At 47.3% G+C, this 9,332-nt stretch carries 13 protein-coding genes; 12 read left to right on the top strand and 1 reads right to left on the bottom strand.

The features are described from left to right. The first annotated feature begins 24 nt into the window (after nucleotides 1-24). From N7387_RS09855 to N7387_RS09880, 6 genes are all read left to right on the top strand, one after another. A complete protein-coding gene (locus N7387_RS09855) occupies nucleotides 25-702 on the top strand; it encodes a bacteriophage antitermination protein Q (RefSeq protein WP_279798592.1) in 678 nt (225 codons plus the stop codon). A 117-nt stretch (nucleotides 703-819) separates the two neighbouring features. Then, a complete protein-coding gene (locus tag N7387_RS09860) occupies nucleotides 820-1,404 on the top strand; it encodes a hypothetical protein (RefSeq protein WP_279798594.1) in 585 nt (194 codons plus the stop codon). Between the two features lie 362 nt (nucleotides 1,405-1,766). Continuing rightward, nucleotides 1,767-2,780, top strand: a complete 1,014-nt coding sequence (locus tag N7387_RS09865) for a hypothetical protein (RefSeq protein WP_279798596.1) — start codon at nucleotides 1,767-1,769, stop codon at nucleotides 2,778-2,780. A gap of 236 nt (nucleotides 2,781-3,016) precedes the next feature. Beyond that, on the top strand, nucleotides 3,017-3,370 hold the full coding sequence (locus tag N7387_RS09870; RefSeq protein WP_279798598.1) for a phage holin family protein: 354 nt from the start codon (nucleotides 3,017-3,019) through the stop codon (nucleotides 3,368-3,370). Continuing rightward, entirely contained in the window at nucleotides 3,367-3,852 is a 486-nt protein-coding gene (locus N7387_RS09875; RefSeq protein ID WP_279798601.1) for a TIGR02594 family protein, read from the top strand. Before N7387_RS09870 ends, N7387_RS09875 begins: the two co-directional genes overlap by 4 nt. After that, nucleotides 3,849-4,358 carry a hypothetical protein gene (locus N7387_RS09880; RefSeq protein ID WP_279798603.1) on the top strand — a complete coding sequence of 170 codons (510 nt, stop codon included), beginning with the start codon at nucleotides 3,849-3,851 and terminating at the stop codon, nucleotides 4,356-4,358. Before N7387_RS09875 ends, N7387_RS09880 begins: the two co-directional genes overlap by 4 nt. A gap of 13 nt (nucleotides 4,359-4,371) precedes the next feature. Here N7387_RS09880 and N7387_RS09885 read toward each other — a convergent pair whose 3' ends face one another. Then, nucleotides 4,372-4,686, bottom strand: coding sequence for a hypothetical protein (locus tag N7387_RS09885; RefSeq protein ID WP_279798604.1), 315 nt, complete (start codon nucleotides 4,684-4,686; stop codon nucleotides 4,372-4,374). A gap of 276 nt (nucleotides 4,687-4,962) precedes the next feature. Here N7387_RS09885 and N7387_RS09890 point away from each other — a divergent pair, with 276 nt between their 5' ends. The 6 genes from N7387_RS09890 to N7387_RS09915 form a co-directional block, all read left to right on the top strand. Further along, nucleotides 4,963-5,316 (top strand): HNH endonuclease signature motif containing protein, encoded by a 354-nt coding sequence (locus N7387_RS09890; protein WP_279798607.1) that lies wholly within the window; start codon nucleotides 4,963-4,965, stop codon nucleotides 5,314-5,316. Nucleotides 5,317-5,462: 146 nt separating this feature from the next. Next, the gene (locus N7387_RS09895; protein WP_279798609.1) at nucleotides 5,463-5,933 is read left to right on the top strand and encodes a phage terminase small subunit P27 family; all 471 of its coding nucleotides are present in this window, start codon (nucleotides 5,463-5,465) and stop codon (nucleotides 5,931-5,933) included. Between the two features lie 3 nt (nucleotides 5,934-5,936). Beyond that, nucleotides 5,937-7,667, top strand: coding sequence for a terminase TerL endonuclease subunit (locus tag N7387_RS09900; RefSeq protein ID WP_279798611.1), 1,731 nt, complete (start codon nucleotides 5,937-5,939; stop codon nucleotides 7,665-7,667). Between the two features lie 9 nt (nucleotides 7,668-7,676). After that, a complete protein-coding gene (locus N7387_RS09905; RefSeq protein ID WP_024473752.1) occupies nucleotides 7,677-7,856 on the top strand; it encodes a hypothetical protein in 180 nt (59 codons plus the stop codon). Continuing rightward, nucleotides 7,856-9,076: a phage portal protein gene (locus N7387_RS09910; RefSeq protein WP_279798615.1), complete on the top strand. Its 1,221-nt coding sequence runs from the start codon at nucleotides 7,856-7,858 to the stop codon at nucleotides 9,074-9,076. Before N7387_RS09905 ends, N7387_RS09910 begins: the two co-directional genes overlap by 1 nt. Next, nucleotides 9,066-9,332 (top strand): HK97 family phage prohead protease (locus tag N7387_RS09915; RefSeq protein WP_279798619.1); only part of this gene is annotated, 267 nt, incomplete at its 3' end. The genes N7387_RS09910 and N7387_RS09915, both read left to right, overlap by 11 nt.

Consider the following 9,332-nt stretch of genomic DNA (forward strand, 5'->3'; position numbering starts at 1 on the left):
GTACGGAGCGCGGAGAGATAAACGATGATTGAACACGATTTGCAGTACCTGCGGGATATGGCGACTATCGCAATGACTGACCACAGCAGCAGAAACAAAGGCCAGCTTGAAGCATTTGAGGGATTTGTATTGGCAAACACAACGCGCTACCCGCGAAGAAAGCCCCGTGATATTACCGTGAACGGCAGAAAGGTAAGCCGGGAGACTGAGGCGGTATCCTGCTGGTCAACACACTATTCTGTGTTACCGATGCCACCTATTGACCGGGTGGACTATCAGAACTGCTCATGGCGGCGGGCAATTATGGAACTGGATGAGGCAGAGCAATCCTGGCTGCTGTATTGCTACGGTAAGGAACTGAAGTTCTCACACCAGACCGCTATCACCGCCTATGTATGGGATGAAATGCAGGAGCGGATTAAAGGTCGTCGGGTATCGAAAAAAGTGAAAGAGCGACTCAGGGCGCTGGTATGGCTGGCAGTGCAGGACTATACCCTGAACAAGGACGGGTATTACTATCAGTCTGAACTGGCTGAACTGGTGGGTGTGGCTTCTGATAACTGGTGCAGGAACTACAAAACACACTGGCAGGAACTGCTATTGATCTGTAAAACTCTGGACTGCGGGGCATTACGGAAAATGAGAAACAACCGAGCGGAAATATGGCGCAAAAATGCAGCTATAACTTGCAAAAGTCAATAATTTGAGTCATATTTAATAGTAATTTGATATGTTGTCATAATTGTATGTAAGCCTCGCGAATGCGGGGTTTATATACTTTAGCTATTTGCTAATTTGGCATGTAAAGTTAAGTGGCTTATGGATTCAATAAAAAAATTTATTAGTTACGCAGTTACAGTAGTAACGCTACTTTCATCGGTGATAGCGTCTATTTATGCGGTTAAGGCATATAACACAACTTTGGAAATTTCATTTCCAGAAAAAAATGCACATAGTTGGCCTGCTGTAATTGAAAGTATGAGCGAGGAAAGTAACCAGTTTATTGATTTTCTTGGAGATAATTTACATAAAACCGTTTATATAAATATCATTCTTGATTCATCGGTAAGTGTCGATGAAGATGATGAATTTTATGATCAGGATGATGCTGAATCGCTGAAATCCACCCCAGAAGATAAAAATGATAAAGAAGAAAGTTATTTCAAGAAACGATCTATGACTATCTGGACGGATTGTGCTGATGAGCATAAGGAAGAAGATCCTTTGGAGTGGCCTATGTGTACCGGTGTAACAATTCAATTCCAGAAAAGTGGCAGCGATGACGCTGATCTTTACTGGTATAAAGGTGATTACAAATTGAGTGGGTATTTTTCCGTAGTCGGATTCTCTGGTCCATATCAAGGGATGATGGACGTGGTTTTGAGGGGGGAAAATATCAAGTGATAATCAGGTCATAAATAACGTACGAACAGAGATATTAAACATCACTGTGAATAGGTCGCCATGTGCGGCCTTTTTTCATATTACGCCGCCACCGTATCAATCACCTCGTTATCATTTAACACAAGAGCTGTGTGCGGCTTTTATCTGCATGATTATCTAATCGTGCTCATGTAGGCAGCTTGTGTCACTGATTGCTGGTTAAATTACCAGATAACCACCTATAAGCAATATTGATATTATAATCATAAAATCAATAGGTAGTATCAGTGTCGAAGCGGCGTACATTGTAGGGTGGTATTATTTTATAGCGTTTACTCTATGCGTGTACAAATAAAACAACATAAAATGCTTAGGGGATGGGTTTGAAAGAAGATACTATAACCATCAATTCGGAAGATGATGTTTTTAGACTGGTGGCGCAGTACGCTGAAGGTCATGAAATTCCGGAAAATGTAACATTTGAAGGCTGGCCGAATTTAACTTTTAGGCTTACAGGTAATAAGTTTAATAAAAGTATCACGCCATCTGTAATGAAGGGCTTTATTGATATGCAGTCACATATCAATAAAGCGTACGCAGCTTTTAAATATGGCGATCAGAACAGACGTTTGTCTAAAGAGGAGCTGGACTCGATAGAGTTGGTTATAACTATCGAGGAAGGTTCATCTATAATTGAGATCAACATTGGTGGTTTTTTAGAATCGCTTAAAAAATCGGTACTTAAGAAAATGACAGGAAAACAGATAGCAATAACAGTGATAAGCGCTGCGTTCATCTGGGGAGCGTCTTCTTCTTATAAGTATTACCTAGATACTATGCGAGAAATAAAACTGACCGAAATAAGTAAAGAAAGTGAAAAGCAGACACTGGAATCAATCAGATTTATGTCTGAACAGGAGTCTAAGCGTATGGAGCTCCTTACAGGAGTTATTGAGTCCATACCTCAACTCAAGCAACAAAATGAGATCGCCACTGAATCAAAAACTAATTTATTAAAAAACCTGAATAAAGCTGACACCATCGAGTTCGATGATGTTGTGTTAGATAATGAATTAGCCAAAGAATTAACATCAACGAAACGCAAAACTTACGCTGAAAGAAGAGTTGATGGTATATATAAAGTTGTTAAGGTTGAGCCGGGTGATCCTGCGCCATTTAAGGTTACAGTGAAAAATGTGGCTACGGGTGAGCTTGTTAGCTGCGTGGTTCAGGATGTATTTTTAGACGAAAAAGAAAACAAAGAAATAATTCAACAAGGTGAGTGGGACAGAGAGCCAATCAAGCTGACTATAAACGCCAAAGTATTGGGTGATGAAATAAAATCGGCAATCATTATTAAAGCTGAAAAGATACCCGAAAAGAAACCTGAAGAATGATAACCAACCCGCTCCGGCGGGTTTTTTATTGCCCGCAACAATAAGAGCATTGGAATACGACAGGCTCATTACCTAATCCGCATTCAGTCACAGTGCTCTTTTTCTTGCTTTCCCGCCGCTGGTGGGATTATCCGAACAATGCCGCAGCCACCTCACTTTAACCGTCTGTAACAATATAAACCGGTTGCGGCATTTCCCTATCAATTCACACACGGAACACTCCGCAGGGGGTGGGTATGCGTATGCCAGACAAAATTGATTGGTGGGAGCAGATATTTCGCTGGCTGCAAAATGCTCTCCCGTTTATTGGCGGTTTTTCCTTTTCGGCGGCAATGGCTTATATCCGGGAACGCAGGCTGGGGACGCGCTGGCGGCAGTCATTGGGTGAAGCCATTATGTGCGGCCTGCTGAGTGTCGGAACGATAAGGCTCATTGACTGGTGGTTTTCCCGTAGCGGGGATGCGGAGTCATGGGCGGTGTTAGCGGAATTCAGCGGCGTAATGATTGGCTTCCTGGGCACGAAAAAAGTGTATGCCTTACTCGAGTGGGGTATGCGTGTTGTTAAAAATCGTTTTGGAGCAAAACAATGACAACTGAACCAATGTGGATAACCGAAGCCCGAAAAGAAATCGGCGTATCAGAACATACAGCAGCAGGCTGTGCAGCAGTTGATCAGATGTGGATTGACAGCAAACTGCGCGGGCTGGTTGGCACTGCACGTAAAGTCCCATGGTGTGCAGGATTTGTGAATGCCATGCTGGAGCGTGCCGGAATCTACTCAGCCCGCACTGATTCCTCACGTTCATATCTGACGTTCGGTGACAAGCTGGAAGAGCCTGCATATGGCTGTATCGTCACATTCTCCCGCACCGGCGGCGGTCATGTTGGCTTTGTGGTCGGTAAAACAGAATCCGGTAACCTGATGGTGCTGGGCGGTAATCAGTCAGATGCAGTTAATATCAAGGCATTCAAAACTGACCGTGTTACCGGTTACCGCTGGCCGTCAGGTGTACCACTGGATACCCGCACATTGCCTGTAGGTAATGCCGATCTGTCAGTGAAAGAGTCATGAAAAAGGCAATCACGATATTATTTAACGGATGGGTGTGGGCTGTCATGTTCTTCGGTCTGTGGGTGTTCAGCCTGCTGTCAGCGGAACAAGCGGAAGGCCAGCACAAAGACAAAGTTATCACTGACCAGCAAAAGGTGATTGATAACGCTTACACCAGCATCGATATCCTTGACCGCGTGGCCGCCTCGAACACCAACCGGAGCATGCGCAACGAGGCGCAATCACAGGAGAAGCAGATTGAATACCGTACCATTATCCGGAAAGAGCCTACCTGTAATCTGTATATTCCTCAGCCTGTTTCTGACGGGCTGCTCAGCCACGTCTACGCCATCCGTGAATCAGCAATGCGTTCCAATCCCGGCATCACTGACACAACCGGTGCTGGCACCGCTACCACCCGCCGACTGACATACTGCCAGGCGGTTGAGTGGATAGAGCCATTGTTGACCGCGTTGGATAAGGCGAATGGGCAGTTGATTGGTATCAGAAAGACTAAGAGCCAATGATTCTTAATTAATATTAAATGCTAACTACGGTATTAAATTGAAACAACATATCTTGTTCAAGATCATATTCATTCTCATATTTGAAGTAGTACCTGTATTCCCAAGGTTCTTTAGTCCAAATTTTATTTATTGAGCTGTATGAATAATAGTGTTCATTATTATCATCTGATTTTAGTATCATATCCTTATCTGAATTCAGGTTTAACCCTTCAAATAACAAAGCTGATTCGTTTTCTTGGTTTGATATTGAGCCTGATATTCTTAATGTGAATTGAGTGATATCTTCATTTAATAAATTCATGATTTCACATGGGGATATTTGTTCCATTATATCGTTTCCTTTTGTTAAAATTATTGTTGTGTTTAATCTTAAGTCGCATTTAACCGTAAGTTGTATTTAATTGGTGTAGTTTAATTTAAAAAAGAATAACCATGATTTTAAATTGGTTATCAAGGTTGTTTTTATTTCTGTTTTTATTTCTGTTTTTATTTCTGTTTTTATTTTAACACAAACTTTTGAAATTTCTCAAAAAATCACAGGTTTCATAAAAATAGATATTATTTTGTTGTTTTATTTGATGGAGTATACATTAAGGAGCCAACTATGCCACCACGAATCCCCCGCGCCTGCCGCAAACGTGGCTGCGCAAAGACAACCACTGACCGCAGTGGTTACTGCAACGACCATATCAATACCGGCTGGGAGAGCCACCAGCAGGGCAAAAGCCGCCATGAACGCGGCTACGGCACCAAATGGGACAAACTCCGTGCGGTTATCCTGACAAGAGACTCGCACCTGTGTCAGCAATGTCTGCGTGAAGGGCGGGCAACGGAGGCGAAGACAGTCGACCACATCACCCCCAAAGCACATGGAGGTACTGATGCGGAAAGTAATCTGCAGAGCCTGTGCTGGCCATGTCATTACCGTAAGACAGCGACAGAACGCAATCGCGGCTGACTGCTCATGATGTATGGGGGAGGGGGAGGTTGAATCCCTGCCGCCCCACGCCTGGAGGACCGCCGCCTTACCTCTTTTCAGATCGCCGCAGGTTAGAAAACTTTTTTCCGGGATCCCCGGATGGGAATCAATAGGAGAAAACGATTATGTCGGGACCACCGAAAACCCCGTCTCACCTGCATTTGGTCAGGGGTAACCCATCAAAACGCCCGATCAATAAAAAAGAACCAAAACCGCCGTCAGGGGTACCCCCAACTCCGAAGCATTTTACCAAGCAGGGGAAATACTGGTTTAAGCGGATCGGGGAAGAACTCGACGCCATGGGCGTGATGAGTTCGATGGATGCCAAGGCGCTGGAACTGCTGATCGAGGCATACACCGAATACCGGCAGCACTGCGATACGCTGGATGAACAAGGCTATACCTACACCACAGAAAGCGAAGGCGGCACACTGATAAAAGCACACCCGGTGGCGGCAATGAAAGCCGATGCCTGGAAACGGATCCGGGCAATGCTGGGTGAATTTGGTATGACCCCGGCGTCCCGCTCGAAGGTAACGATTAACACACCAGCCGAAGAAGACCCTTTCGAGGCATTTATGAAAAAGCGCAAATGATGAATGGCAACCGTAGCAGATGGGATCCGGTACGCCGAACAGGTGGTTGCCGGAGAAATAGTTACGGGCGAACTGATACGCCTGGCGTGTCAGCGGTTTCTTGATGATTTAGAGCGCGGCCCTGAGCGCGATATCTTTTTCATTGAAGAACGCGCCCAGCATATTCTGGATTTTTACCAGTTCGTCCCGCACGTCAAAGGGGCGCTGGCAGGTAAGCCGATAGCGCTGATGCAGTGGCATACCTTTATTCTGATTAATATCTTTGGCTTTGTGATCCCGCTGGTTGATGAACTCAGTGGTGAGGCTCAGTACGACGATGACGGCGATCCGGTACTGGTTCGCCGTTTCCGTACAGCCTATAACGAAGTGGCGCGTAAAAACGCCAAATCCACACTTTCATCCGGCATCGGTCTGTATATGACCGGCGCTGACGGTGAGGGTGGTGCCGAGGTTTACTCGGCAGCTACCACCCGAGATCAGGCCCGTATCGTGTTTGAAGATGCAAAAAACATGATCAAAAAGGCCAAAAGTTCACTCGGTCGTCTGTTTGAATTTAATAAGCTGGCGATTTACCAGGAGCGGTCTGCATCCAAGTTTGAGCCGCTTTCCAGTGATGCAAACAACCTCGACGGTCTGAACATTCACTGCGGCATTGTGGACGAACTTCACGCCCACAAAACCCGTGATGTGTGGGATGTGCTGGAAACTGCGACCGGTGCCCGTCTGCAATCGCTTCTGTTTGCGATCACCACAGCGGGATTTAACCGCGAAGGTATCTGCTACGAACTGCGGGATTACGCTATCAAGGTGCTGCGGGGCGTGGTGGAGGATGACACCTTTTTCGCGGCAATTTACACACCGGATGAAGATGATGATCCGTTTGATGAATCTGTCTGGATAAAGGCCAATCCGGGGCTGGGTGTCTGTAAGCGTTTTGATGATATGCGCCGCCTGGCGAAAAAAGCAAAAGAGCAGATTGCCGCCCGGCCCAACTTTCTGACCAAACACCTCAATATGTGGGTTAACGCGGAGTCGATTTGGATGGACTCAGGAAAATGGGATAACTGCCCGGAGAATGCGCCGGATGATGAACTGAAAAATTACCCTGTCTGGGTCGGCGTTGACCTGGCAAATAAAATCGACGTGGCCGCAGCAATTAAGGTTTATGAAGATCCGCGCGGACAGGTGCATGTTAAGTGCAAATTCTGGCTGCCGGAAGACCGGATCGAAACCGCACCGAACCATATTGCGGAGCTGTACCGGAAATGGGCGGCTGCCGGACATCTTGAACTGACTGACGGCGAGGTTATTGATCATGACATTATCAAAGCCGACATTCTGGCATGGTGCGAAGGTGATGACCTGTGTGAGCTCGGGTTTGACCCGTGGAGCGCGGTGCAGTTCTCACGCCGCCTGGCGGAAGAGGGTATCCCGCTGGTGGAAGTGGCGCAGACAGTGAAAAACATGTCTGAATCCATGAAAACAGTTCAGGCCGATGTCTATTCCGGCAAATTTCACCATGATCACAACCCGATGATGTCCTGGATGATGTCGAATGTGACCGTAAAACCGGACAAAAACGACAACATTTTCCCGAACAAATCGACACCGGAAAACAAAATCGACGGACCGGTTGCGCTGTTTACTGCCAAATCACGCCAGATGGTGAACGGCGGGGAGCAGGAACAAAGTCTGTCCGATGTTTTATCTTCCAGGGGCTTACGCTCACTCTGAGGAAATCCAATGAAATTACTGACTATTACCGCCCTGCTGGTGGGGATTGCGGGTGCCTGTCTGCTGGCGTTCGGTGCCTGGCTGCTGATGCCTGCTGCCGGGTTTATCACAGCCGGCGGTTTGTGCCTGCTCTGGTCATATCTGGTATCAAAATCAGCGGGAAGCCTGAATAACAACGGAGGATCATAATGTTCTTTCCCGGTTTATTCAGAAAATCCGATACGGGTATGAGTTCGTCAGAGCTCAGCGAAATGATCGGTCTGACCTATGACACCTATACCGGCCGCCGGGTCAGTCCGCAACTGGCAATGCAACTCACTGCGGTATTTAGCTGTGTTCGCGTACTGGCTGAGTCAGTCGGCATGCTGCCGTGTTCTCTTTATGAGCAGCTTGACAGAGGGAACCGGCGGGCGGTCCGTGAGCGGCTGAACAAACTGCTGTCAACCAAACCCAACAACTACATGACACCGCAGGAATTCTGGGAATTACTGATCGCCTGTCTGTGTCTGCGCGGCAATTTTTATGCTTATAAAGTCAAGGCGCTGGGGGAGGTAGTGGAGCTGCTGCCGCTGGATCCGTCCTCGGTTACACCAAAACTGAACAGTAAGTGGGAACCGGAATATCAGGTTACTTTTCCGGATGGAAAGCGCGATACGCTGACACAGGATGATATCTGGCATGTACGGATTTTCACCCTGGACGGATTAACCGGACTCAGCCCGATAGCGTATGCAAAACAGGCTGTCGGTCTGGGGCTGGCAACGGAGGAGCACGGCTCACGTCTGTTCGGGAACGGTGCGGTAACCAGTGGCGTTCTGCAGACCGACCAGTACCTGAAGGACGATGCCTGGGAGCGGCTGAAAACTGACTTTGAAAACCGGCATCAGGGGCTGGCGAATGCGCACAAACCCATGATTCTTGAGATGGGACTGAAATGGCAGCAAATCAGCATGACATCAGAAGATGCGCAGTTTCTTGAAACCCGCAAATTCCAGCTTGAGGAAATCTGCCGTATTTTCCGTGTGCCGCTGCACATGATCCAGAACACCGACCGGGCAACGTTCAACAACATTGAAAACCTCGGGATCGGATTTATCAACTATTCCCTGGTGCCATACCTCACCCGCATTGAACAGCGCATTAATGTCGGGCTGGTAAAACCGTCAAAACAGGGCGTTTTTTACGCAAAATTCAACACCGGAGCACTGTTGCGCGGTGATATGAAGTCACGGTTTGATGCTTATGCCACCGGTATTAACTGGGGGATCTATTCGCCCAATGAATGCCGGGAGCTGGAAGAACTCAACCCGCGTGATGGCGGTGATATCTGGCTGACACCGATGAATATGACCACAAAACCGGAGAGCACCCCGGAAAAAGAGGAAAAGCAGCATGTCGATGATGACTAAACAGCGGCTGGACATACCGCTGAAAATAAAGTCGGTCACTGAAACCGGCGAGTTTGAAGGATACGGATCGGTTTTCGGCGTGAAGGACAGCTACAGCGATATTGTCGTACCCGGCGCTTTTCAGGCATCACTGAATGAATGGCGGGAGAAGGGCAGTCTTCCGGCCATGCTCTGGCAGCACCAGATTTCCGAACCGGTCGGTGTATATACCGAAATGCGGGAGGATGACACCGGCCTGTATGTCAAAGGGCGGTTA

Origin of the sequence: Morganella sp. GD04133 (assembly GCF_029835375.1) — a bacterium.
In the GTDB taxonomy this organism is placed as follows: Bacteria; Pseudomonadota; Gammaproteobacteria; order Enterobacterales; family Enterobacteriaceae; genus Morganella; species Morganella morganii_B.